24 protein-coding genes are annotated in these 22239 nt (G+C 67.8%); 14 read left to right on the top strand and 10 right to left on the bottom strand.

Annotation, left to right across the window (positions count from 1 at the left end):
• Positions 1-22: 22 nt before the first annotated feature.
• The 5 genes from D7252_RS10060 to D7252_RS10080 all read right to left on the bottom strand — a co-directional run bounded on the left by D7252_RS10060 (position 23) and on the right by D7252_RS10080 (position 3927).
• Positions 23-337, bottom strand: a complete 315-nt coding sequence (locus D7252_RS10060; protein ID WP_120775265.1) for a hypothetical protein — start codon at positions 335-337, stop codon at positions 23-25.
• Complete coding sequence (locus D7252_RS10065; RefSeq protein ID WP_308162482.1) at positions 334-726, bottom strand: flagellar export chaperone FliS; 393 nt, start codon at positions 724-726, stop codon at positions 334-336. Before D7252_RS10065 ends, D7252_RS10060 begins: the two co-directional genes overlap by 4 nt.
• On the bottom strand, positions 723-2111 hold the full coding sequence (fliD, locus tag D7252_RS10070) for a flagellar filament capping protein FliD (RefSeq protein WP_120775267.1): 1389 nt from the start codon (positions 2109-2111) through the stop codon (positions 723-725). Before fliD ends, D7252_RS10065 begins: the two co-directional genes overlap by 4 nt.
• Positions 2112-2190: 79 nt before the next feature.
• Entirely contained in the window at positions 2191-3021 is an 831-nt protein-coding gene (locus tag D7252_RS10075) for a flagellin (protein ID WP_120775268.1), read from the bottom strand.
• Positions 3022-3126: 105 nt separating this feature from the next.
• Entirely contained in the window at positions 3127-3927 is an 801-nt protein-coding gene (locus tag D7252_RS10080) for a sigma-70 family RNA polymerase sigma factor (RefSeq protein ID WP_120775269.1), read from the bottom strand.
• A 196-nt stretch (positions 3928-4123) separates the two neighbouring features.
• Here D7252_RS10080 and D7252_RS10085 point away from each other — a divergent pair, with 196 nt between their 5' ends.
• From D7252_RS10085 to D7252_RS10125, 9 genes are all read left to right on the top strand, one after another.
• Positions 4124-4606: a flagellar protein FlgN gene (locus tag D7252_RS10085; protein WP_120775270.1), complete on the top strand. Its 483-nt coding sequence runs from the start codon at positions 4124-4126 to the stop codon at positions 4604-4606.
• 13 nt (positions 4607-4619) lie between these two features.
• Positions 4620-6029, top strand: coding sequence for a flagellar hook-associated protein FlgK (gene flgK / locus D7252_RS10090; protein WP_120775271.1), 1410 nt, complete (start codon positions 4620-4622; stop codon positions 6027-6029).
• Between the two features lie 13 nt (positions 6030-6042).
• Positions 6043-6924 (top strand): flagellin, encoded by an 882-nt coding sequence (locus tag D7252_RS10095; RefSeq protein WP_259461084.1) that lies wholly within the window; start codon positions 6043-6045, stop codon positions 6922-6924.
• On the top strand, positions 6921-7292 hold the full coding sequence (locus tag D7252_RS10100; RefSeq protein WP_120775273.1) for a flagellar assembly protein FliW: 372 nt from the start codon (positions 6921-6923) through the stop codon (positions 7290-7292). The genes D7252_RS10095 and D7252_RS10100 overlap by 4 nt, the downstream gene beginning before the upstream one ends.
• Before the next feature lie 106 nt (positions 7293-7398).
• The gene (gene rimI / locus D7252_RS10105; protein WP_120775274.1) at positions 7399-7887 is read left to right on the top strand and encodes a ribosomal protein S18-alanine N-acetyltransferase; all 489 of its coding nucleotides are present in this window, start codon (positions 7399-7401) and stop codon (positions 7885-7887) included.
• Positions 7884-8972 carry a tRNA (adenosine(37)-N6)-threonylcarbamoyltransferase complex transferase subunit TsaD gene (gene tsaD, locus D7252_RS10110; protein ID WP_120775275.1) on the top strand — a complete coding sequence of 363 codons (1089 nt, stop codon included), beginning with the start codon at positions 7884-7886 and terminating at the stop codon, positions 8970-8972. Before rimI ends, tsaD begins: the two co-directional genes overlap by 4 nt.
• Complete coding sequence (locus tag D7252_RS10115) at positions 8969-9469, top strand: hypothetical protein (protein ID WP_120775276.1); 501 nt, start codon at positions 8969-8971, stop codon at positions 9467-9469. The genes tsaD and D7252_RS10115 overlap by 4 nt, the downstream gene beginning before the upstream one ends.
• 4 nt (positions 9470-9473) lie before the next feature.
• Positions 9474-10565, top strand: a complete 1092-nt coding sequence (locus tag D7252_RS10120; protein ID WP_120775277.1) for a hypothetical protein — start codon at positions 9474-9476, stop codon at positions 10563-10565.
• Positions 10549-11799: a hypothetical protein gene (locus D7252_RS10125; RefSeq protein WP_120775278.1), complete on the top strand. Its 1251-nt coding sequence runs from the start codon at positions 10549-10551 to the stop codon at positions 11797-11799. Before D7252_RS10120 ends, D7252_RS10125 begins: the two co-directional genes overlap by 17 nt.
• A gap of 3 nt (positions 11800-11802) precedes the next feature.
• On the opposite strand, the gene D7252_RS10130 is transcribed toward D7252_RS10125, so the two are convergent.
• Positions 11803-13005 carry a THUMP-like domain-containing protein gene (locus D7252_RS10130; RefSeq protein ID WP_120775279.1) on the bottom strand — a complete coding sequence of 401 codons (1203 nt, stop codon included), beginning with the start codon at positions 13003-13005 and terminating at the stop codon, positions 11803-11805.
• A gap of 159 nt (positions 13006-13164) precedes the next feature.
• Here D7252_RS10130 and groES point away from each other — a divergent pair, with 159 nt between their 5' ends.
• The 3 genes from groES (at position 13165) to D7252_RS10145 (ending at position 15913) form a co-directional block, all read left to right on the top strand.
• Positions 13165-13461, top strand: coding sequence for a co-chaperone GroES (groES, locus tag D7252_RS10135; RefSeq protein WP_120775280.1), 297 nt, complete (start codon positions 13165-13167; stop codon positions 13459-13461).
• Between the two features lie 121 nt (positions 13462-13582).
• The gene (gene rarD / locus D7252_RS10140; protein WP_120775281.1) at positions 13583-14515 is read left to right on the top strand and encodes an EamA family transporter RarD; all 933 of its coding nucleotides are present in this window, start codon (positions 13583-13585) and stop codon (positions 14513-14515) included.
• A gap of 144 nt (positions 14516-14659) precedes the next feature.
• Positions 14660-15913, top strand: coding sequence for an ABC transporter substrate-binding protein (locus D7252_RS10145; protein ID WP_120775282.1), 1254 nt, complete (start codon positions 14660-14662; stop codon positions 15911-15913).
• 118 nt (positions 15914-16031) lie between these two features.
• Here D7252_RS10145 and D7252_RS10150 read toward each other — a convergent pair whose 3' ends face one another.
• Genes D7252_RS10150 through D7252_RS10165 form a run of 4 tightly spaced genes read right to left on the bottom strand, consistent with a single transcriptional unit; the run spans position 16032 to position 20117 of the window.
• Positions 16032-16799 carry an ABC transporter ATP-binding protein gene (locus tag D7252_RS10150; protein WP_120775283.1) on the bottom strand — a complete coding sequence of 256 codons (768 nt, stop codon included), beginning with the start codon at positions 16797-16799 and terminating at the stop codon, positions 16032-16034.
• Complete coding sequence (locus tag D7252_RS10155; RefSeq protein WP_215110934.1) at positions 16796-17797, bottom strand: ABC transporter ATP-binding protein; 1002 nt, start codon at positions 17795-17797, stop codon at positions 16796-16798. The genes D7252_RS10150 and D7252_RS10155 overlap by 4 nt, the downstream gene beginning before the upstream one ends.
• Positions 17787-18764 carry a branched-chain amino acid ABC transporter permease gene (locus D7252_RS10160; protein WP_120775285.1) on the bottom strand — a complete coding sequence of 326 codons (978 nt, stop codon included), beginning with the start codon at positions 18762-18764 and terminating at the stop codon, positions 17787-17789. Before D7252_RS10160 ends, D7252_RS10155 begins: the two co-directional genes overlap by 11 nt.
• Positions 18765-18767: 3 nt before the next feature.
• Positions 18768-20117 carry a branched-chain amino acid ABC transporter permease gene (locus tag D7252_RS10165; protein WP_259461085.1) on the bottom strand — a complete coding sequence of 450 codons (1350 nt, stop codon included), beginning with the start codon at positions 20115-20117 and terminating at the stop codon, positions 18768-18770.
• A 249-nt stretch (positions 20118-20366) separates the two neighbouring features.
• On the opposite strand from D7252_RS10165, the gene guaB reads away from it, so the two are divergent.
• Together guaB and D7252_RS10175 are read left to right on the top strand one after the other, a co-directional pair.
• Complete coding sequence (guaB, locus tag D7252_RS10170; protein ID WP_120775286.1) at positions 20367-21869, top strand: IMP dehydrogenase; 1503 nt, start codon at positions 20367-20369, stop codon at positions 21867-21869.
• Positions 21870-21920: 51 nt separating this feature from the next.
• The gene (locus tag D7252_RS10175; protein WP_120775287.1) at positions 21921-22235 is read left to right on the top strand and encodes a DUF2277 domain-containing protein; all 315 of its coding nucleotides are present in this window, start codon (positions 21921-21923) and stop codon (positions 22233-22235) included.
• The last annotated feature ends 4 nt before the right edge of the window (positions 22236-22239 follow it).

Raw genomic sequence — 22239 nt, forward strand, 5'->3', positions numbered from 1 at the left:
GCCCGCGCGTTAGAAGGCGCTGTCAACCGTTCACATCGAGGTAGGCGGGGGCATCGGGCCGGCGGTCGGCCGGCACCCGGCGCACGGCGTCGAGGTGCTGGCGCAGTTCCCCCATGTCGGCCGCGGCGCGCTCCATCGCTGAGCGCTGGAGCGTGACCAATCGCTGTGCGCGGTCGGCCAGGTGCAGCGGCAGCGGAGTCGCGGGCGGCGTCCACGTGTCGAGGGCGCCGGATGCGACGGGGTGCGCGCCGGGCTCGGATGCGCGGCCCTGAAGGATTCTCTCCGCATCCTTCTCGAGCTGTTCGAGGAGTGTCGTCCACTCGTCGTCCGCGCTCATGCCCGCGTCTCCGCGAGCGTGCGGGCGGCTTCATGCCATGTGTCGCGCAGCGGGGCCACGATCTCGCGGCAGGCACGCGTGCGCTCAGGGTCGCGGCCGATGTTGGCGCCGATGAGCGTCTGCGACAGGAAGAGATACAGCGAGCGCAGACCGGAGCTGCCGTTCCACTCGTCCGTCAGCGACGAAGACAGTTCCGAGACGATCGCCTGTGCGTGCTGCAGCTGCGCGTTCGCCTCTGTCCAGTCCTGTGCCCGTTGGGCGCTCTCGCCGCGTTCGATGTCCAGCAGAAGCCGGTCGTAGAGCATCGTGACCAATCGCTCCGGCGGAGCCGACAGGATCGCGTCCTCGCGGTAGCGCTGTTGTGCGCGCAGGGCGGCGTTCATGCTCATGAGCCCGAGCTCGCGTTCGCACTCGGCAGGGCGGCGAGCTGCGATGTCAGGTAGGAGGACTGCGACTGCATCTTCGACAGCATGACCTCGAGCTGCGCGTAGGTGCGCTCGAGGGAGGCCTTCCGCTGCGCGAGGCGCACGTCCCAGCGCTCCATCTGCTCGCCGAGGCCCTTGACCTCGCTCTCCTGCCCGGTGATGCGCGAGGTCAGCAGGCCGTCGTACTTGTCCGAGTAGACCTTCGCCGTGTCCTCCACGCGCGCGGCGACGGCGGAGAAGAGGCTCGCCACCGCGTCCGGGTCCTTGGTGAGCGCCTCGGCGAACTTCTCCTCGTCGAAGCTCAGCACGCCGTACATGTCGGTCGAGATCCCGATGGACGAGGGGGAGACGCCGTCGATCGGATGCTGCACGGCGTCGGCGATCGCCGTGCGCAGAGCGCGTACGGTGCTGTCGCCCGTGAACACTCCCAGGGTCGTGGCTTCGCCCTGTCCGGCAGCGATGGTCGCCTTCGACCCGTTGTCGATGCGCGTGAGGATGCCGGTGAGAAGTGCGACGAATTCGGCAGACGCTTTGGTGCGCGCCTCGGTGTCGACGGACACGGCGATGGTGACGGGGTCGGTGGACACGGCGGAGACCGTGACATCGACGCCGTCGAAGAGGTCGGTGAAGGTGTTGCTCGACGATGTCAGTACCTGCTCGGCGCTGGTGCCTGCCCACAGTCGCACCTGCGCATCGGTGCCGACGGCGACGGTGGCGGCTCCTGTCTCGGTCGACAGGTCGGTGGCGGTTCCGGCCGTGACGGCGGCGCTGTCACCATGGAAGGCGCGGAACCTGCCGGCTTCCCCGGAGTCGGCGGCGCGCAGCTGGAGGCGGTGGAGCACATTGCCGTCGGCGTCTCGTCCGGCGGGAACCGCTGCGGCGACGATCCCGAATCCGGCTTCGTTGATCGCGTCAGCGACCTCCTGCACCGACGCGCCGGCCACGTCGATCTCGCGGCGTTCGCCTTTGGCGTTCTCGAGGGTGAGGACGGACGATGCGGCGGGCCATCCGTTCGACGCCGCCGAGACGATGGTGTGGTTCTTCGCCACCCGGTCGACGACGATGTCGGCGGCGACCGCGGTGGCCCCCGTGCGCGTGGCGACGGTGACGGACGTCGACGAGGAGGAGGTCGTGAATCGCGCGAGGCCGTCGACCGCAGCGGCCTTGCCGGCTTGGGTCGCCAGATTCTGGATCGCGCTGTTGAGCGTCTGAAGGTTTGACACGACGACGTTCTTGTCGTCCATCTTCGCCTTGAGCAGCGAGCGGGGGATGGCGTGCACATCCATCAGGGCCTTGATGACCTCGGTGGTCTTCAGGCCGGAGATGAGGCCGTCGAGCGAGAGCGACATACGCGCCTTTCCGTGTCAGAAGCCGAGGGTGGCTCGGGTGACGGCAGCGCCATCACCCGAACCACCCCTACGGCGTGGTTCAGCGCAGGAGCTGGAGCACGCCCTGGTTGGCCTGGTTGGCCTGGGCCAGCATGGCCGTGCCCGCCTGCGACAGGATGTTCGCCGACGTGAACTTGACCATCTCGGCCGCCATGTCCGTGTCGCGGATCCGGCTCTCGGCGGCAGCGAGGTTCTCCGCCGACACGTTGAGGCTGTTGATCGTCGACTCGAAACGGTTCTGCAGCGCACCGTAGCCGGCACGTGCGGTCGAGACCGCCTGGATCTCCGTGTCGATGCCCGCCAGTGCCGCACCGTAGGACGCCGCGTCCGTCATCGTGGCGGCGAGCGTCTTGATGTCGGCACCGAGGGTGTCGAAGTCGGTCAGAGCGACCGAGATCTGGTCCTCAGCGGCGACAGCACCCGCGCCGACCTGGAACGTGAGCGTCGTGCCACCCGAGAGCAGCTTGATGCCGTTGAAGTTCGTGCTGTCGGCGATACGGGTGAGTTCGTCACCGAGGGTGTTGATCTCCTCCTGGATCGCTTCGCGCGACTTCGCGTTGTTCGAGTCGTTCGCACCCTGCGCGGTGAGGTCACGCACGCGCTGCAGGATCGAGTGGACCTCGGTCAGGGCGCCTTCTGCGGTCTGGATGACCGAGATGCCGTCCTGGGCGTTGCGAGCCGCGACGTTCAGGCCGTTGACCTGCGAGCGCAGGCCCTCGGAGATCGCCAGGCCGGCAGCGTCGTCTGCCGCGCGGTTGATGCGCAGGCCGCTCGAAAGCTTCTCGAGCGACTTCGACAGGTCGTTCTGGGTGCTGGACAGGTTGCGGTAGGCGTTGAGCGCCGACACATTGGTGTTGATCTGCATACCCATGATGGGTCTCCTCCGTGATTGGTTGAACTGGGAGTCCGTCCGTGGTCTCCCAGTCACACCTATCGGCGGTGCACCCGTACCCGTTAGTCGGGTGGGTCAGGAATGCTAGACCGGAGCCGTCGCCCGGAAGACGCTCGCGATGCGCGCACCACCGGCCTCGGCGATGCGAGTGAAGAACGCGTCGTGCGCGGCCGGCGAGACCCGCGCCGTCGCGGCGGGGGCCTGCCCTTCGGTGTAGTACCTGTCGAGCGCATCGCGGAGGAGGCGGATCGCTTCGGAGCGCTGCTGCGACACTGCGGAGTGGCTGACGCCCAACTCCTCGGCGATCTCCTTGACCGGCCGTTCGTCTATATAGACGGCCTGCACGATCTTCCGCATCCGCTCGGGGAGAGCGGCCACGGCGTGCGTGAGCACCTCCCGGCGTTCTCCCACGAGCGCCGACTCCTCGGGCAGCGGGATCCGGGCCGCCACGTCACGGGCAGCGGGATCGTCGAGAGTGGTCATGGTGCGAGCGGCGTCGCCGAGCGCCTCGGAGACCTCGTCCTTGGCAGCTCCCATCGCCGTGGCGATCTCTGTGACGGTCGCGGTCCGCCCCAGGGCGGCCGTCAACGTGTCGCGGACCAGCACGGTCTCCTTGATGCGCTTGCGGATGCCGCGGGTGGCCCAGTCCATGGAGCGCATCTCGTCGGCGAAAGCACCGAGGATGCGGCGGCGCGCGTACGCGCCGAAAGGCACACCCATCGTCGGGTCGAAAGCATCGGCGGCAGTCACGAGCGCGAGGGCGCCGACGGCCGCGAGCTCGTCGCGGGGGATGTGGGTGGCGCGGGCATGGGTCTCGGCTGCCAGGTAACCGACCAGAGGGAGGTTTGCCTCTATAAGGCTATTGCGCTGTGTGCGCGACGACATGGGGGATGATCCACCTCTCTGGATGCACTCCGGGAGCTCAAGGCGAAAAGGTAGAAGTACATATCATACGAGTTATGATCTGTCCATGGGGATAACTACCCATCGCCTACCCACATAGTAACCATAGGCACGCGCCTGCCGATAGAGACTTTATGTACCGTTTACTTGCGGGGGGCCGCTGGGGAAAAAGGGGATCATGGGAGCCAACGAACTATCGATGCAGCTATGGCGTGAGCGAGAGTTGCTCGAGATGCTGCTGTTCAAGCTCGATGAACAGCAGTTGCTGCTTGCCGCCGGCCGATCCCAATGGATCCAGTTTGCCGCACGGGAGATCGATCAGGTCCTTGATCGGCTGCGAGATTCGAGTCTGTCGCGCGCCGTCGAGGTCGCGGGCGTCGCGGAGGAATGGGGCGCCCCCGAGAGCATGACGATCCGCGAGCTGGTCGAGATCGCGCCGGAGGGCGCGTGGCGCGACGTTCTCGCTGACCACATGCGAGCCCTCACCCGCCTGGCCGCCGAGGTCGAGCAGATGCGCGATGCCAACGCCGAGCAGCTCAGCGGCGTCCTCCGCGCCACGCAGGAGACGATCGCGGCGCTGGGTCTGGACACCGGCGAGTACACCACCCGAGGCGACCGCGCGCGTGAAGATGCCGCGCGTATCGTCGACACCGAGATGTGACCGAGAAGAGACCATGTCGACTTTCAGTGGATTGAACACGGCCGCCAGCGGGCTGGCGGCCGCCCGACGCGGGATGGATGTGGTCGGACAGAACATCGCCAACCAGACCACGGACGGTTACACGCGTCAGCGCGTGACGACCTCGTCGGTGGCGGCGATCGCTCAGACCGGTCGGTTCAGCGCGGGAGCCCTGCCCGGGCACGGCGTCTCGATCGACGGAGTGGCGCGTCTCGGCGACGCCCTGCTCGATGCGAGGGTGCGCGACACTCTCGGCGCTTCCGGTTTCTGGTCAACGCGCGCCGTCGCCGCCACCGCGGTCGAGGCCTCGCTCGCCGAGCCCACCAAGAACGGGCTCGCGGCACGAATGACCGCCTTCTGGGCCGGATGGCAAGACCTCGCGAACACGCCGGATTCTGGCGCCGCCGCCTCGAGCGTGCTGGAGTCCGCGAAAGAACTCGCGTCGCACATCGCGGGTGGCTACCGCATGGTCGCGAACCAGTGGAGCGATGCCCGCGCCGCGGCCGACCGCACGGTCACCCAGGTGAACGCCGCGGCCGATCAGATCGCGGTGCTCAACCGTGAGATCCGCGACGCCCTCGCGTCCGGCCGCTCGGCCAACGAACTCATGGACCAGCGCGGCGTCCTCGCCCAGACGGTCGCCAGACTGTCCGGGGCCGGGGCCACGATCGAGAGCGACGGGACGATGACCGTGCGCATCGACGGCAACGCGCTCGTGTCCGGCACCGACTCGCGTCATCTCGCTCTTTCCGGTCCGACGTCCATCGACGCCGGCCAGCGTTTCACCGTCTCCTGGGAATCCGACCCGGGCCTTCCCGTCTCGATCGGTGCGGGTGAGCTCGGCGGTTCGCTCTCGGTCCTCGCTCCCGCAGCAGACGGTGGTCTGCTCGCGCAGGTCGCCGCCGGCTACAATTCCGCAGCGACGGCACTGGCCGATTCACTGAACACGCAGCACCGCGCCGGCGTCACCTCGTCCGGGCAGCCGGGCGGAGACTTCTTCGCGGTCAGTGCCACCGGTCCGGCCGCACTCGGTCTGACGGTCGCGGTGGACGCGGCATCCGACCTCGCCCTGGCCGCGCCGGGAGCCGGCGCCTGGGATGCGACGAACGCCGATCTGATCTCCGAGATCGGACTCCGCGCCACTTCTCCGGATGCCGTGTGGTCCGACCAGGTCACCCGCCTCGGCGTGTCGACGGCCGCCGACGTGCAGCGTGCCGGGGTCTCCGAATCGGCGGCAGTCGCGGCTGCCCGTGCCCAGCAGTCCGTCGCGGCCGTCGACGGCGACGAGGAGACGATCAGTCTGCTCACCTACCAGACCGCCTACCAGGCCGCAGCCCGGGTGATGACCGCTGTGGATGAGGCGCTCGACGTCCTCATCAACCGCACCGGTCTCGTCGGACGCTGATCGAAGGAGCATCGTGATCTCTCGCGTGACCTCATCCTCCATGACGCAGACGGCGATGCGCCATCTGCAGTCCAACCTCACCGAATTGGCTCGTCTTCAGGAGCAGGCCACTTCGCAGCGTGCGTTCGCTGCCCCGTCGGACGACCCCGCTGCAGCAGCCGCGGCGCTCGCGCTGCACGCCGAGCAGCGCCGGACCGAGCAGCACGCCCGCAACATCGACGACGGCCTCGCCTGGGTCACGTCGGCCGATGCGGCGATCACCGCCAGCACAGCCCTGCTCGGCCGCGTGCGCGATCTCACCGCGCAGGGCGCGAACGACGGTGCGCTCGACGCGACAGCCAAGGAGGCTCTCGCGATCGAACTCGAGGGCATCCGCGACGAGCTGCTGGCGCAGGCGAACACGCGCCTGCTCGGCCGATCGGTCTTCGCGGGGACGTCCAACACGTCTGCCTTCGCCGCGGACTACAGCCACAGCGGCGTTCCGGGGGCCGAAGTGACCCGTCGGGTGTCCGATGCCGCCGCCGTCCGCGTCGACACCGACGGCGCGGCCGTCTTCGGTACCGGTCAGAATTCGGTGTTCGCGCTGGTGGACGACATCGTCGCGGATCTCCGGAGCGGCACCAACGTCGGGCCGCGGCTCGCCGAGATCGATGCTCGCCGGACTGCCATGCTGGGCGTGCAGGGGTCCGTCGGAACCCGTCAGTCTCAGATCGAACGCGCCAAGGAGGCGGCCGTGCAGAACTCCGTGTCCCTCGAGTCCCGCCGGGCGGCGGTCGAGGATGTCGACTCTGTCGAAGTGCTCGTCCGCCTGCAGGCCCAGGAACTGGTGTACCGATCGGCGCTGGCCGTGAACGCGCGCGTGCTCCAGCCTTCCCTGATGGAGTTCCTGCGATGACCGCCGCGCTCGCTTTCGTCTCGCCGCCGCCGGGGTTCGCGCCGCACGTCGACTTCGTTCTCGCACCCGTCGACGGTGCCGATGGGCTGTTCGCCATGCGAGCCGTCGACGACGACGCCCTCCGGCTGTACCTCGTCGACCCGCAGACGGTCCTGAGCGAATACTCGCCCATCCTCACGGATGAGCAGGTCTCCGACCTGGCGCTTGCTTCCCCCGACGAGGCGATGCTCCTCGTCGTCGCCCATCCGTCGGCCGCGGGGGTGAGCGTGAACCTCTTGGCGCCCGTCGTCGTCAACCGCACCACGGGCGCTGCCGCGCAGGTCATCCTCGAAGAGCAGGACTATCCGCTGCGCGCCCCTCTCGGCTGAGCGAGCGGTGCGGAGCTCCCCTCGGGGAGCCGTACGACGACTACCCTGGAGGAGTGATCCTCGCTGCCGACTCGTCCCCGGATCCCGCCGTCGCCGGGGCGGGATCATGAGTCTGCGCGCCGCGACTCCGGCCGACCTCGAAGCGATCATGGTGATCGAGCGTCGGTCGTTCCCCACGGATGCCTGGAGCGAAGAGGCGATGGCCGCGGAGCTCGCCAGCCCGCACGGCCGCTACCTCGTCGACGAGCAGGACGGTGCCATCGTCGGATACGGCGGGGTCCGCGCCCTGCAGGGCAGCCCGGATGCCGACATCCAGACCATCGCCCTCGTCGCCGAACAACGCGGACGAGGGCGGGGCAGGACGCTGTTGCGGGCGCTGCTCGACGCGGCTGCCGAGCGGGGTGCGCGTGAGGTCTTCCTGGAGGTCAGGGCGGACAACCCGACCGCGGAAGGCTTGTACGCCGCGGAGGGCTTCGAGGAGATCGGCAGGCGTCCTCGCTACTATCAGCCGGACGACGTGGATGCGATCGTGATGCGGCTGGACATACGCCGGCGCACGCTTGGCGCACGCGCAGTCGAGGAGGCGAACACATGAGCGAACCGTTGGTGCTGGGCATCGAGACCAGCTGTGATGAGACCGGCATCGGGATCGTGCGCGGTCGCACCCTGCTCTCCAACACGATCGCCTCGAGCATGGACGAGCACGCACGCTTCGGCGGCGTCGTGCCCGAGGTCGCCGCCCGCGCCCACCTCGAGGCGTTGCAGCCGGCCATCGACGCCGCGCTCGCCGAGGCGGGCGTAAGCCTCGACGACCTCGACGCGGTCGCCGTGACCAGCGGTCCAGGGCTCGCCGGGGCACTCATGGTGGGCGTCGGGGCGGCGAAGGGGCTCGCGGTGTCGCTCGGCAAGCCCCTGTATGCCGTGAACCATCTCGTCGGTCACATCGCCGCAGACATCCTCACCCCCGACTCCGCACCGCTCGAGTACCCCACGATCGCGCTGCTGGTGTCAGGGGGCCACACCTCGCTCCTGCACGTGCGTGACCTCACCACCGACGTCGAACTGCTGGGCGAGACCATGGACGATGCGGCGGGCGAAGCCTTCGACAAGGTCGCCCGTCTGCTTTCGCTGCCGTATCCCGGCGGTCCGGAGATCGATCGCGCGGCACTCGACGGCGACCCGAATGCGATCCGGTTCCCCCGAGGGCTCTCCCGTGCCTCCGACCTGGCCAAGCACCGGTACGACTTCTCGTTCTCGGGACTGAAGACCGCGGTGGCCCGTTGGGTCGAGAGATTCGAGGCGGAAGCCGCGTCCGAGGAGGGTCCGGCGCGCGAACTTCCGGTCGCCGACGTCGCTGCGAGCTTCCGCGAGGCGGTCGTCGATGTCCTCGTGACCAAGGCGCTCGCCGCCTGCGCAGACCTCGGCGTCCCGCGTCTGCTGCTGGGTGGGGGCGTGATAGCCAACCGGCGTCTGCGTGAAGTCGCTTTAGAGCGCGCAGCGCAGGCCGGCGTGACGGTGCGCATCCCGCCGCTGTCGCTGTGTACCGACAACGGCGCCATGATCGCTGCGCTCGCGGCCGAGCTGATCTCTTCGGGGCGGCCGCCGTCGACGCTCGCCTTCGGAGCCGACTCGACGCTGCCGGTGACCGAGATACAGGTGGCGGAAGCCGTGGCCGCATGAGCGACGTCCCGCGAACCCACGACCCCGACGGCACGGCGCCCCGATCCACGCCCGTGCCCCCCACGCGGATCGAGCGACCCTCCGAAGAGGTCGAGCATCCCGCGGGGACGGCGCGCATCCCCGGGGCCAGGCGCGACGGATACACCAAGCTGCCCACTGGTCCGGTAGGCGTCGAGCCGGTGGTGGTGAGCGGTCCTGACATCGACGCCACCGACGATCACGAGTGGTCGCCGTCGACGGAGGCGACCAGTGTCGACGACACGAGGCTCGCGCCCTGGGCGCTCCTCGCCGCGATCGTGGCGCTCGGAGCATCGTTCTTCGTGGGTTGGGGCATTCCGGTCGCCATCGTGGCCGTGATCGCCGCGGTCATGTCGCTCCGGCGGCCCGTCGAGAACCGCGCCATGGCTCGGTGGGCACTCGTGCTCGGGCTCTGCGCCACCGTCTACAGTCTGGGGTGGCTCGTGTGGGCGGGAATGCAGTTCGAGAGGCTCGGATAGCCGCATGCTGAACGCCGACGAGCTCGAGGAACTCCGCGCTCTGCATGCGCGGGCTTACGGGCGCGACGGCGGTCTCACGGATGCCGAGGCGGCGAGGCTGCGAGAGCTCGACGTGCGTCGCAGGGCCGTCGACGACGCTCCCGCAAAGGCCGCGCAGCGCGAAGAATCGACGGCGCCGGATGCCCCTTCCAGGAGCTGGCAGGATCCGAAGGTGTTCGTCGCGCCACTCGGAGTCCCCGCCGAGCCTCACGAACCGGAGTCGTCTGCTTCTGCGCCTGCGTCCGCCACCTCCTTCCTCTCACTTGTACGGTCCCACTGGCGTCCCGTCGCCCTCGCCGCCGCCGTGCTCGTGGTCGGCGGCATCGGTCTGGGGGGAGCGCTGTTCGGAAAGCCCGCCGAACCGGCCCTGGAATTGACACCGGAGCAGCAGAAATGGCATGAGGCGATCGTCGCCGGAGGCGATTACGACTCCGGCTCGGTGCGAGCGGCCGCCGTGGAGGGCGACGTGGTCGTCTGGACCGCGACGAAGGACGAACGAAAGCGCACGTGCCTCATCTTCAGCGACGGCGACCAGGCGCGGCCGAACTGCCAGCTCACGGATGCCGTCATGTCCGAAGGGATCTGGGGTTCCATCGTGGTCGAGGCCAACTCGGAGATTCGACGCGAAGTCCAGGCGCAGGTGCTTTTCACCGCGTCGGGGCAGCCTGCGGTCGCCGTCAGCTCATACGAACACGACAGCGGGTCCACCGGCATGACCTACGCCAACGCGAACGAGACGCGAATCGCCGAGAAACTCGTCGGTGAGGGTTTCGACCCCCCGTCGATCTGGGTGATCGGATACGACGATGCCGTGCCGATCTGGACGGCGACGATGTCGGAATCGCGAGAGCAATGCCTCATCTACGACGGCGCAACCGACCCGATCGAGCTGTCCTGCAGTGACACCGAGTCGCTCCAGGCGGACACCCCGCTCCTCGGCCTCTCCCGCATCGATGCGTCGGGGGCGACGACGCGGTACGAGATGCAGGCGGGCAACGGTCCCTCATTCCTCGTGATCACCCGCGAGGGAGGCGAGGTCGGTGCCGCCGGCGACTGAGGACGGTGAGCTTCGCGCCCTGCAGACGAAGGCGTACGGCCGCGGCGGCGGGCTGACGGATGCCGAGGCGCGTCGCCTCCGCGAACTCCAAGCGGCGGCGGTGGCACCGCCCGCGGTCGTCGAGTCCGCCGCGTCGCCTCCACGCAGCCCGGCGGTCGTCGAGTCCGACCTTCCGACGGCGTCCGAAACTTCCGACGCCGACCCCTCGACGAGCCCGGGCCCCGGGGAATCCGACCGGGCGGCGCACTTGCACACTCACGACTCCACGGGCTCCCGAGGTAACACGGACTCCGAAGACTCCGTCGCCCCGCGCAACCCGTTGCGCCGTCGCTGGATGGTGGTGGCGGCAGCATCCGCTCTTCTGCTGGTGATCGGTGTCGGCGTGGGCTGGGCGCTCTTCGCGCAGCGGTCAGAGGGAATCGTCCTCACCGCTGAGCAGCAGCAACGCCGTCTCGAGCTGTCCGAGAAGGCGGGGTACGACGAATCGTCCGTCCGCGCCATCGGCCAGGATGACGACGCTCTCGTCTGGTTCGCCACGAAGGACGGCGGGGAGTCGACGTGCATGGTGCTCGACGTCGCGGACCAGTCCAGCGACGTGTGCCTGGAGTCGAGCGAGGTCACCCCGATGTGGTTGTCCACCTCCGTGATGCTCGCGCCGGAGGAGAACGCCGACGACGCCGCCGATGACGGCGTCGGCCCGGATGCAGCCGCTGAGGTGCCTGAGGCCACCAGCGTCTCCGCCTACCTCGTCTACGCCACGACCGGCGAGCCGCTCGCGGTGATCGATCGCTGGACCCAGGCCGACGCGATGCTTCAGGGCTTCAGCGGCGACGAGCGCGACCGGGCGCACGAACTGTTCGATGAAGGGTACGAGGCCGGGCTGTCGATCATCGGGTACTTCTACGGCGAGCCGGTCTGGCTGGCGAACCACGCCACCGGCGCGACCTTTGCGACCTGCCTGGTGGTCGATGCCGCCGACGACACCGAATGCGGTCCCGAGCAAGAAGTGCTGAGTCAAGGACTCCGGGTCATGGTCGAAGAGCCGGCGGGGACGATACCGGCCTCGTGGAACATCGAAGTGGCTTACACCCGGGGCCAGACGCCGTACCTCACGATCACCGGGGGTGGAAGGCAACCCACGTTCCGCACGGAAGACGGCGACAGGACCGAGCTCGGGGGTGAGCACGGTGATCCGATCGAGGTCACGATACCGAGCGAACCCGAAGAGAGATGACGCCTAGTCGGCGGCGGGCACGCGGTCGGCGAGGATGGCCTGGCGCTGATTTCCGACTCGTGCGAGGATCAGCGTCGCCTCCGCGTCGCCGCGCAGAGTGAGCTTCTTGCGGAACGCGGCCGGGTCGATGTCCATGCCGCGCTTCTTGATCTCCAGGCGTCCGACGCCGTTCGCCTTCAGGGCGGCACTGATCGCCTTCGGGTTGGCGGGCATCGTCTCGCGTACGCGGAACGACTGCACGAACGGGCTCGTCAGCGCCGAGTCGGAGGTCAGGTACGCGATGTGCCGGTCGAGCATGCCCGCATCCAGACTTCTCGCGACATCGCCGATGAGACGGGCGCGGATCACTGCGCCGTCCGGCTCGTGCACGAAAGCGCCCAACGGACGCACAGCGGCATCGTCCGCGTCAGCGCCTGCCGTGAGTTCATGTGACCGATCGCCGCGAATCACGAGAGCTGCGCGTCGGACTCCCTCGCGGGCCAGCGACCCTGTCCACACCACCAGCTCGACCACGCTGCCGTCGGCGCTCACCCACTGCGCTTCGGCCTCCGCAGGGAGAGAATCGCGGTCGTGCGCCGGTCCGAGCTTGATGCCGGCGGGCATGCGTGAAGCCACGTCGAACGCCCAGTCGAGAGAGGGGGAGTAGTCGTCCGCCGACACCCGACGGGTCTCGCCGTGACCCGCCGTGCGTCGTGCCGGATCCATCCACACCGCGGCAGAAGCTGCCGGCGCGGAAGTGATCGAGTCTTCTGCGGTGGCATGCCGCACGACCGCGCTGTCTCCGAACGGAGCGAGGTTGTAGGCCGCGATCACGGCGGTGACCTCGTCGGCGTCGACCGCGAGGACATCGAGCCCTGCGCCCGTGAAAGCGAGAGAGTCCCCACCGATTCCGCAGCCCAGGTCCGTGACGTGCGCGATCCCTGCGCTCCTCATCCGCTGGGCATGGCGGGCGGCGACACCGAGCCGGGTGGCCTGCTCGAGACCGGCGCGGGTGAACAGCATCCGCTCGGCGAACGGACCGAACTTGGCTCGGGCCTTCTCGCGGAGGCGCGCCTGTCCCACCACGGCGGAGACGAGCTCGGGCGAGTGGCCGGCGGTACGCAGACGTGAGACGGCGCGGGCGACTTCGGCGGTCGTCTCGATCGGGCCCAGCCCGTCCAGCAGCTCGAGGCCGGCGGGGGTCAGCAGCGCTCGCAGCTCGGACATCACGTGCTCAGCCTACGTCCCTCGATCGGATCGACTCGCGGAAGCATTGGCACTCGCATTGCATGAGTGCCAGCCGAGCGCATACACTGGCATTAGCACTCTCGGGTTGAGAGTGCGAACAAGTCTTTCGTGTCAGCGTCAAGAAAGAAGAGGTAGACCGTGTCGGTTTCCATCAAGCCGCTCGAGGACCGCATCGTCATCAAGCAGGTCGAGGCCGAGCAGACCACCGCGAGTGGCCTGGTCATCCCCGACACCGCCAAGGAGAAGCCCCAGGAGGGCGAGGTCGTGGCGGTCGGCCCCGGCCGTATCGATGACAACGGCAACCGCGTCCCGATCGACGTCTCCGTCGGCGACCGCGTCCTGTACAGCAAGTACGGCGGCACCGAGGTGAAGTTCGGCGCAGACGAGTACCTCGTCCTGTCGGCTCGCGACGTCCTCGCCGTCGTCGTTCGCTGAACCGCGTAGTCCTCGAAGAGGCTCGGATGCTCCGGCATCCGGGCCTCTTCTGCGTCTGGCCGCAGAGGTCGGCTTCCCGCTCGCGGCGCCGACCCCTCGGCGCACCGAATAGGCTCGTGCAGTGACCCCAGACACGACCCGCGCCACTCAGACCGCCGGAGTCGCCTACGCCGGAGCCGCGTACCTCCTCTGGGGTGTCCTCCCGCTGTACTTCCTCCTGCTCGCCCCGACCGGGCCCTGGGAGGTCGTCGCCTGGCGCGTGGTGCTGTCGTTGGTGTTCTGCATGCTGTTGCTCACCGTCACGCGCGGATGGGCTGCGCTCCGCGTGATCGCGACGCAGCCGCGGCTGCTCGGCTGGACCGCGCTGGCGGGCGTGCTGATCTACGTCAACTGGCAGGTCTTCGTCATCGGGACGCTGACCGGGCATGTGGTCGAGACCAGTCTCGGCTACTTCATCAACCCGATAACCACGGTGCTGCTGGGTGTCTTCGTCTTGAAAGAGCGCATCCGTCGGCTGCAGTGGGCCGCCATCGGCATCGCCGCGATCGCCGTGATCGTGATCGTGGCCGCTTACCGTTCCTTCCCGTGGATCGCGCTGTCGCTGACCCTGTCCTTCGGCGTCTACGGGCTGATCAAGAAGAAGATCGGCCCCTCCGTCGATGCGGTGAGCGGACTCACCCTCGAATCGTTCTGGCTGGTTCCCATCGCGGTCGTGCAGCTGGTCCTCGTCGCGCAGACCCCGGCGGGGATCACGATCGGGGCCAACGGCTGGCAGCACGCGGTACTGCTCGCACTGGCCGGAGTGGTCACGGCCGTGCCCCTGCTGCTCTTCGCCGCCGGAACCCGCAGAGTGAACCTCGCCGTGATCGGCATGATCCAATTCGTCACCCCGGTGATGCAGTTCATCCTCGGTGTCGCCGTGCTCGGGGAGCCGATGCCGCCGGAGCGCTGGGCCGGATTCATCATCGTCTGGATCGCCATCGGGGTGTTCGTCGTGGATCTCGTTCTCAGCGCACGCCGCGGTCGCGGCTCCGCGGCAGGACCGATCACCTGATTCGCCCGGCTCAGCGCGGCAAAACTCGGTGTCGGATCGTTAACGCACCGAAACACTTGCGACCCCTGCGCGCGCACATCTCGCCCTAGTGTTAGAGCACCCGAGCGTGGTCATGTCCACGTTCAGTTACGCAAGGGAGCATCAATGAACGCTTTGAAGGGTTCGCGCAGCGCGAAGGTCTTCGCGGGGATCGCGCTGCTCGGCGCATCCGCAATGGTCATCGCCGGCTGCAGCACACCGTCCGAGGAGCCCTCGGGCGGAGGTGGAGACAAGCCCGCCGCCGACCTGACGCTGAAGCTCGGTTCGCTGCTGCCCGCCACCGGTTCGCTCGCGTTCCTCGGCGCGCCGATGGAGGCCGGCGTCCAGCTGGCCGTGCAGCAGATCAACGAGGCCGACGCCGGTGTGACGATCGAACTCGAGACGGCCGACGAGGGCGATCTCGACAACAAGGCGTACGAGACCTCCATCACCAACCTCCAGAACGCCGATATCACGGCCATGGTCGGCGCGGCATCCTCGAGCGTCACCAAGCTGATCCTCGACGGCAACGCCGGCGCCGGCATCCTCACGGTGTCGCCGTCGAACACATCGCCGGACTTCTCGGGTATCAACCCGCTGTACTTCCGCACCGCGCCCAGCGACAACCTGCAGGGCGAGGTCCTCGGCAACGAGATCGCCGAAGACGGACACAAGACGCTCGGCATCGTCTACCAGAACGACCCGTACGGCACCGGCCTCTTCGAGGCCATCAAGTCGACGTTCGAGGGCACCGGCGGCGAGGTCGTCGCCGAGGCGTCCTACAACCAGGGCGACGGGCAGTTCAACGCACAGGTGCAGACGATCTCGGCAGCGAAGCCGGATGCTGTCGCCGTCGTGTCGTACGACCAGTTCGCGACCATCGCGCCGCTGCTCGGCAACGCCGGCATCGACACCGGGTCGCTGTACCTGGTCGACGGCAACCTGAAGGACTGGGGTGCAGACGTCTCGGTCAGCCTCGAGGGATCGAAGGGTACCCGCGCCGGCGCCGAGCTGCCGCAGGACTTCCTCGACCAGCTGAACGAGGTCTGGACCTCCGACGGCAACGAGCCGATCGACGCCGTGACGTACTCCGCCGAGGCGTACGACGCCGTGATGCTCATCGCTCTGTCCGCGTTGAAGGCCGGCGCTGTCGAGGGTGAAGCCATCGCCGCCGAGATGGGCGCCACGTCGGGTGGCTCCGGCGACGGAGAGAAGTGCACCACGTTCGAGGAGTGCGCCGAGATCATCAACGGGGGTGGCACCGCCGACTACGACGGCCTCTCCGGTGAGATCACGTTCGACGAGAACAACGACCCGAAGGGCGCAGCCATCGGCGTCTACGAGTTCGACGCGGAGAACGTGACGAGCCGCATCAAGTAACACGCATAACGCGAAGGCCCCGAGCACCTGCTCGGGGCCTTCGTGCTGCGTGTCGTTCGTGTTGCGCGGTGTGCGGTTGCGGGTGCGCGGGTGCGCGAATCGGGAGCGCGGGAGCCGGTCAGGCGGCGTCGGTTCCGAGCGTGCCGAGGTAGAGGCCGATGACCTTCGGATCGTTGAGCAGCTCGCGCCCCGAGCCCTCGTAGGCGTCACGGCCCTGGTCGAGCACATAGCCGCGGTCGCAGATCTGCAGGCAGCGACGCGCGTTCTGCTCCACCATGATCGTGGTGACGCCGGCCTTGTTGATGTCGGAGACGCGGATGAACGCGTCGTCCTGGCGCACAGGGGAGAGCCCGGCGGACGGCTCGTCGAGCAGCAGCACCGACGGGTCCATCATGAGCGCCCGCGACATCGCGACCATCTGCCGCTCGCCGCCGGACAGGGAGCCGGCGCGCTGCTTGAGGCGCTTGCCCAGCTCGCCGAAGATGCTGCTGACGAACTCCAGGCGCTCGGAGAAGGCCTTGGGGTTCTGATAGAGCCCCATCTGCAGGTTCTCCTCGATGGTGAGCGAGGGGAAGACGTTGTTGGTCTGCGGCACGAACCCGACGCCACGGGCGACGAGCTTGTCGGCCTTCAGGCCCACGATGCTCTCGCCCTTGACGGTGATCTCGCCGGCACGGATGTCGACCATCCCGAAGATCGCCTTGAGCAGCGTCGACTTGCCGGCGCCGTTCGGGCCGATGATGCCGATGAGCTCTCCCTTGTGAGCCACGAGATTCGCGCCGTTGAGGATGTTCACCCCCGGCAGATATCCGGCGTGGACACCCTTCAGTTCGACGATGACGTCGTCGTTCTTGATCTCGTTCCGGACGGGCGCTGGATCGGTCATGACTTGTTCTCCTCGGCGGCTGCGTCCTCGGCGGATTCCTCGGCTTCGACCTCGGTCTCGATCTGCTCACGGATCTTGACCGCTTCATCTTCCGAGATCACCGGAAGACGACCGGTCACCGCGCCGAGGTCGACGTCCTGGTGAGCGCCGAGGTAGGCGTCGACCACCGCGGGGTCTTCCATCACCTTGTCCGGCGGACCCTCCGCGACGACACGGCCCTCCGCCATGACGACGACCCAGTCGGCGATGTGGCGGACCATGTGCATGTCGTGCTCGACGAAGAGCACCGTCATGCCGAGGTCCTTGAGGTCGAGGATGTGATCGAGAAGCGACTGCGTCAGCGCCGGGTTGACCCCGGCCATCGGCTCGTCGAGCATGACGAGGGTCGGCTCGCTCATGAGAGCCCGCGCCATCTCGAGCAGCTTGCGCTGACCGCCGGAAAGCGACGCGGCGAAGTCCTGCTCTTTGGCATCGAGCTTGAACCGGGTGAGCAGTTCGTGCGCCCGCACCTCGATCTCGCTGTCCTGCTTGCGCCAGAGGAAGGGGAACAGGCTGGCCCAGAATCCCTCGCCGCGCTGGTTCGTGGCGCCGAGCTTCATGTTCTCGAGCACCGTGAGCAACGACAGCGACTTCGTCAACTGGAACGTGCGCACCTGGCCCATGCGGGCGACCTTGAAGGACGGGATGCCGGACAGGTTGGTGCCGTCGAACGACCAGGTGCCGCTGTTCGGCTTGTCGAAGCCGCAGAGCAGGTTGAACAGGGTCGTCTTGCCCGCGCCGTTCGGACCGATGAGGGCCGTGATGGCGCCCCGGGGGACCTCGAGGTGATCGACGTCGACCGCGGTCAGTCCGCCGAAGCGACGCTGGACGCCGTCGACCACGAGGATCGGATCGACCTTCGCGACGCCGGGCACGGCAGGTCCGTTGGTGAGCCCCGTGGTCTTCACGCGGGCTGTGCTCTTCGCGGGCGTGACCGCTCCGTCGTTCTCACTTGACAAAGGTCATCTCCCTCTTGTTTCCGAGGATGCCCTGCGGGCGGAAAACGACGATCAGCATCAGTACGATGCCGATGACGATGTAACGGACGACGTCGGCCTGTGCGCCGGACATCGGCAGGTAGCCGGCGTTCGCCATGGCGGGCAGGAGCGCGCCGAGGAACGCGAACACGATCCAGAAGAGCACGGCACCGAGTGTCGGGCCGAGAACGGTGGCGGCACCGCCGAGCAGCAGGATCGTCCAGATGAAGAAGGTGAGCGAGGTCGAGTAGCTCCCCGGGATCACGGCCGACGGGAGCACGAACACGATGCCGCCCAGAGCGCCGATCACACCACCGACGACGAGCGCCTGCATCTTGTAGGCGAAGACGTTCTTGCCGAGCGAGCGGACGGCGTCCTCATCCTCGCGGATTCCCTTGAGCACTCGGCCCCAGGGGCTGCGCATGAGCGCCCACACCACGAGGATGGCGACGGCGAGAGTGATGATCCCGACGACGCGCACCCAGAGGTCATTGGCGTTATACGTCCACGGACCGAAGCCGTAGGTGCCGGGAGGGAAGGGGTTCGAGTCGCGGAAGCTCTGGTGATACCCGGAGAGCCCGCCCGCGGAGTTCGTCCAGTCCTTGAACAGTTCCGTCACGAACATCAGACGCACCACCTCGGCCGCGGCGATGGTCGCGATGGCGAGGTAGTCGGCGCGCAGACGCAGGGTCGGGATGCCGAGGATGAGAGCGAATGCCGCTCCGCCCAGCATGCCCACCAGGATCGCCGCCCACCACGGGAAGCCGAACGTCAGGATCGAGATCGCGTAGCCGTAGCCGCCGATGGCCATGAAGCCGGCCATACCGAAGTTCAGCAGGCCCGTGTAGCCGAAGTGCACGGCGAGACCGGTGGCGGCGAGAGCGTACGCGATCGTCGTCGGGCTGAGGAGATAGGAAGCGGTGTTGCCGAAGATGCTGCCGAAGTCCATGCGTCAGCCCAACCTTTCCTTGCGCCCGAGGATGCCCTGGGGCCGCACGAGCAGGATCACGATGAGGGCGACCAGCGCCGTGGCGTATTTGAGGTCCGACGGGACGCCGAGCAGCGTCGACACCTCGACGGCGAGACCGACGATGATCGAGCCGATGAGCGCGCCGATCGCCGACCCCAGGCCGCCGAGGGTGATGGCGCAGAACATCAGCAGCAGCATCTGCATGCCCATGTCCCATTTCACGCCGGGGCGGAAGTACGCCCACAGGATGCCGGAGATGGCCGCGAGCGTACCCGCGAGGATCCAGACCGTGCGGATCACCTTGTCGACGTCGATGCCGGACGCGGCGGCCAGTTGCGGGTTGTCGGAGATGGCGCGCGTCGCCTTTCCGGTGCGGGTCTGAGTGAGGAAGAACGCGACCGCCAGGATGACGATGATGCTGGTGGACATGGCGATCATGTCGATGTACGAAAGCGAGATCGGGCCGAGCCTGATCGGCTCCGGGCTCGAGCCGGGCAGCTGATAGGTGTTGCCCCCGATGATGTACTGCAGCGCGTAACGCAGGGCGAGCGAGAGTCCGATGCTGACGATCATGAGCTGCACCACGCCGAGTCCTCGGCGGCGCAGGGGCTTCCAGATGCCGGCATCCAGGGCCCATCCGAGAGCAGCGCCCCCGATCACGGCCGCGACGATGCCGAGCCAGAGGGGAAGCTGCCAGAACGAGGTGAACAGCAGGGCGATGACCGCACCCCACGTGACCATCTCGCCGTGTGCGAAGTTCGACAGTCGCGTCGTGCCGTAGATGAGTGCGGCGCCCATCGAGGCGAGGCCGAGCAGGAGGCCGAAGTTCAGACCGCCGACGATGCGCGAGAGCAGCTGATCGAGGAACGAGACGGTGATCCGTTCCCCGGCGTCGAGGAAGAAGTTGACGATCTTGGTGCCGGTGAGTCCGAACTCGAGCTCGAACGAGGCGGTCGTTCCGGAGACGGGCTGGATGCCCTCCGGGAGCTGGGTCGCATCCACGATCACACCGTCGGGAAGCGTCGACTCGTCGACGGTGAGGGTGTACGTCTCCTTCTCGGGAACGTAGAGACGCCACTTGCCCTCGGCGTCGGTCTCGGTCTCGGCGTCGAAACCGTTGCCCTCGATGGTCATGACGACGCCCTCGATGGCTTCGTCCTGGTAGGTGACCAGTCCCGCGAAGTAGAAGTCGGTCACCTCCTGCTCATCGTCGGATGTCTCTGCCGACGCCGGTGTCGGCAGGGCGAAGAAAGCTGTGAGCGTGACGAGGACACCGAGGAAGACGACGAGCCAGGGGTGCCTTCGTCTGACGGCGATTGATGCGGGTCCCACGCAACCTCCACTGTGAGTGCTGTCCGTGCGGTATCGGGTGGCACCGCGGCGTCGGACGACGAACTTGAGCGTAGTGGGCGTTGACCGAAACGCCTACATCCTCCGCATCACGATAGGAGGACGACCGCGCAGGGAATGTTCTCGGGCTTGTCTCGCTTAGAATTCACATACGGGTTTCGGGCACCCTGAGCGAACGTCCCGAGCCTGCTCGCACTCGGATTTCGCGCGACTCGCGCAGGAGGAGCTCACATGGACCAGCACGATCCCTTCGGCTTCGTCGGACTGACGTACGACGACGTGCTGCTCCTGCCGGGGCACACCGACGTCATCCCCAGCGAGGCCGACACCTCCTCTCGGATCACCCGACGCATCTCGGTGGCCACCCCGCTGCTGTCCAGCGCGATGGACACGGTCACCGAGTCGCGGATGGCGATCGCGATGGCTCGCGAGGGCGGCATCGGCATCCTGCACCGCAACCTCTCGATCGCAGACCAGGCGGCCCACGTCGACCGCGTGAAGCGCAGCGAGTCCGGCATGATCACCGACCCGATCACGACGACCACGGACGCCACGGTAGAAGAGGTCGACGCCCTTTGCGCGAAGTACCGCATCTCCGGCCTTCCGGTGGTCGATGAGAGCGGCAAGCTGGTCGGCATCATCACCAACCGCGACATGCGGTTCGTCTCGGGCTTCGAGCGCCAGACCACCTTCGTGAAAGACGTCATGACGCGCGAGAACCTCGTGACGGCGCGCGTCGGCGTCGCCGCAGGTGAGGTCATCGCCCTGTTCGCGAAGCATCGTGTCGAGAAGCTTCCGCTGATCGACGACGACGGCAAGCTCGCCGGGCTCATCACCATCAAGGACTTCGACAAGAGTGAGAAGTACCCTCTCGCCACCAAGGACGATCAGGGGCGTCTGCGCGTGGGCGCGGCGATCGGATTCTTCGGCGACGCCTGGGAGCGCGCCGAGGCGCTGCGCGACGCGGGAGTCGACGTGCTCGTGGTCGACACCGCCAACGGCCAGTCGCAGGGCGTGATCGACCTCGTCCGCCGGCTGAAGGCCGACGAGTCGTTCGAACACATCGACATCATCGGCGGGAACGTCGCCACCCGCGAGGGCGCTCAGGCTCTGATCGACGCCGGAGTGGACGCGGTGAAGGTCGGCGTGGGCCCGGGGTCGATCTGCACGACCCGCGTCGTCGCCGGTGTCGGAGTCCCCCAGGTCACAGCGGTGTACGAGGCATCACTCGCCGCACGCCCGGCGGGCGTCCCCGTCATCGCCGATGGCGGGCTCCAGTACTCGGGCGACATCGCCAAGGCGCTCGTCGCCGGCGCCGACGCCGTGATGCTCGGCTCGTTGCTGGCCGGCACCGATGAGTCGCCGGGGGAGATCGTCTTCCAGTCGGGCAAGCAGTTCAAGCAGTACCGCGGGATGGGTTCGCTCGGCGCGATGCAGACCCGCGGCAAGCAGACCTCCTATTCGAAGGACCGCTACTTCCAGGCGGATGTGCCCAGCGACGACAAGCTGATCCCCGAGGGCATCGAAGGTCAGGTTCCCTACCGTGGTCCGCTTTCGGCGGTCGCCTACCAACTCGTCGGCGGTCTTCGGCAGTCGATGTTCTACGTCGGAGCGCGCACGATCGAGGAGCTCAAGCAGCGCGGCAAGTTCGTGCGCATCACCTCGGCCGGTCTCAAGGAGTCGCACCCGCATGATGTGCAGATCGTGGTCGAGGCCCCGAACTACAAGAAGTAGGAGCTCGGCGGCGCTCTTCCGTCGGTCGGCGCCTCGGCGTAGCGTGCCGGTATGTGCAGAAACATCGTTCCGCTGAACAACCTGGAACCCGCGGCGACCGACGAGGAGTGTCACGACGCGGCGGTGCAGTTCGTGCGCAAGATCGCCGGGACGGCGACACCCTCCCGCGCGAATCAGGAGGTGTTCGAGCGTGCCGTCGCCGAGATCGAGGTCGCGACCCGCCGCCTGCTCGACGGCCTCGTGACGTCAGCGCCACCGAAGAATCGCCAGGAAGAGGCCGCCAAGCGCCAGGCGCGTTCCGCCGAGCGATATGAGGCGATCCGGGTCTTCCAGCAGGAGAAGAGGGCTGCGCGCACGGCATCCTGAGGTG

The sequence above is a fragment of the Microbacterium sp. CGR2 genome, from assembly GCF_003626735.1.
GTDB lineage: Bacteria > Actinomycetota > Actinomycetes > Actinomycetales > Microbacteriaceae > Microbacterium.

Coding starts and splice junctions, on each gene's coding strand:
- D7252_RS10060 (WP_120775265.1), bottom strand. CDS start 337: ATGAGCGCGGACGACGAGTGGACGACACTCCTCGAACAGCTCGAGAAG.
- D7252_RS10065 (WP_308162482.1), bottom strand. CDS start 726: ATGAGCATGAACGCCGCCCTGCGCGCACAACAGCGCTACCGCGAGGAC.
- fliD (WP_120775267.1), bottom strand. CDS start 2,111: ATGTCGCTCTCGCTCGACGGCCTCATCTCCGGCCTGAAGACCACCGAG.
- D7252_RS10075 (WP_120775268.1), bottom strand. CDS start 3,021: ATGGGTATGCAGATCAACACCAATGTGTCGGCGCTCAACGCCTACCGC.
- D7252_RS10080 (WP_120775269.1), bottom strand. CDS start 3,927: ATGTCGTCGCGCACACAGCGCAATAGCCTTATAGAGGCAAACCTCCCT.
- D7252_RS10085 (WP_120775270.1), top strand. CDS start 4,124: ATGGGAGCCAACGAACTATCGATGCAGCTATGGCGTGAGCGAGAGTTG.
- flgK (WP_120775271.1), top strand. CDS start 4,620: ATGTCGACTTTCAGTGGATTGAACACGGCCGCCAGCGGGCTGGCGGCC.
- D7252_RS10100 (WP_120775273.1), top strand. CDS start 6,921: ATGACCGCCGCGCTCGCTTTCGTCTCGCCGCCGCCGGGGTTCGCGCCG.
- rimI (WP_120775274.1), top strand. CDS start 7,399: ATGAGTCTGCGCGCCGCGACTCCGGCCGACCTCGAAGCGATCATGGTG.
- tsaD (WP_120775275.1), top strand. CDS start 7,884: ATGAGCGAACCGTTGGTGCTGGGCATCGAGACCAGCTGTGATGAGACC.
- D7252_RS10115 (WP_120775276.1), top strand. CDS start 8,969: ATGAGCGACGTCCCGCGAACCCACGACCCCGACGGCACGGCGCCCCGA.
- D7252_RS10120 (WP_120775277.1), top strand. CDS start 9,474: ATGCTGAACGCCGACGAGCTCGAGGAACTCCGCGCTCTGCATGCGCGG.
- D7252_RS10130 (WP_120775279.1), bottom strand. CDS start 13,005: ATGTCCGAGCTGCGAGCGCTGCTGACCCCCGCCGGCCTCGAGCTGCTG.
- D7252_RS10145 (WP_120775282.1), top strand. CDS start 14,660: ATGAACGCTTTGAAGGGTTCGCGCAGCGCGAAGGTCTTCGCGGGGATC.
- D7252_RS10150 (WP_120775283.1), bottom strand. CDS start 16,799: ATGACCGATCCAGCGCCCGTCCGGAACGAGATCAAGAACGACGACGTC.
- D7252_RS10160 (WP_120775285.1), bottom strand. CDS start 18,764: ATGGACTTCGGCAGCATCTTCGGCAACACCGCTTCCTATCTCCTCAGC.
- guaB (WP_120775286.1), top strand. CDS start 20,367: ATGGACCAGCACGATCCCTTCGGCTTCGTCGGACTGACGTACGACGAC.
- D7252_RS10175 (WP_120775287.1), top strand. CDS start 21,921: ATGTGCAGAAACATCGTTCCGCTGAACAACCTGGAACCCGCGGCGACC.